This is a genomic window from Treponema sp. J25 (genome assembly GCF_004343725.1).
Taxonomy (GTDB): domain Bacteria; phylum Spirochaetota; class Spirochaetia; order Treponematales; family Breznakiellaceae; genus J25.
In genome coordinates this window covers 1,900-2,666 of sequence record NZ_PTQW01000052.1, presented here as the reverse complement: position 1 = coordinate 2,666, position 767 = coordinate 1,900, and the positions used below count along the sequence as shown (strand labels likewise).

At 63.1% G+C, this 767-nt stretch carries 2 protein-coding genes; both read left to right on the top strand.

Going from position 1 to position 767, the window contains the following annotated elements; translation table 11 throughout:
- A partial coding sequence (locus C5O22_RS13625) for a hypothetical protein (protein WP_207895389.1) occupies positions 1 to 192 on the top strand: 192 nt, incomplete at its 5' end.
- A 255-nt stretch (positions 193 to 447) separates the two neighbouring features.
- The coding region (locus C5O22_RS13555; protein WP_165910524.1) for a hypothetical protein at positions 448 to 767 on the top strand (320 nt) is incomplete at its 3' end.

Here is a 767-nt window from a genome sequence, read left to right as displayed (position 1 = left end):
GAAGCGCTGGTTGGAGAAGAGGGCCTTGTAGCCGCGGTCGTGGTGGTCTGGCATAGGAAAACCATAGCACAGGGAGTGTGGGAAGGCAAGGCTGGGAGGGGAAATCGGGTGCGGTGGGGTAGCGTGGAGAGGGGGCCCAAAAAACCACTGTGCCTGAGAGGAGCGGCCGGGGACCCTGAGAAGGGCCTCTGAAGGGGCGAATCCAGAGTGGGGGGGAGCGCCTGATCGCCTGAGCCGTGGGGGCTGGGGGAGTGGGCCGGGCTCCTAGCCCGGCCTGGGGGTAATGTCGAAGCGGCGAAGGAAGCAGGCGCGAGGGGGAGCCGCGGCGGCCTGGGTGGCGGTTTGGTGCGAGCTGAGCCCAGAGAGGGGCGGGCGGTGCTCCCCCTCTGGATAGTGGGATGACCGGGGAAGCTGGTTCAAGGGCCAACAATCCGGGGGCTAACAGACATGGCGGTGACGATAGGGGCTACTGCGCTCCTACCTGGAGCAGGCTCACTCTTGGCTAACGCAGCTTTGAACCTCGCGGATGATGCGGTGTTTGCAGTCCTGGATGTGGGGGGAGGCTACAAGAGCTGGGAAGAAGCAGAGCTTGAGTTTGGGAAGAAGGCCCTGAACAGTGCGGTGAATGCCATTACGTGGGACAAGGAGCATGGATTTGGGTGGTCCGCCGATGCCTTTAACGCCGGAGTTCAGGGGGGCCTCATCAGTGCGGCGACGGGGATGACTAGTACGTTTACGAGTGGGATGCTGGGCCAGATGAATCTTTT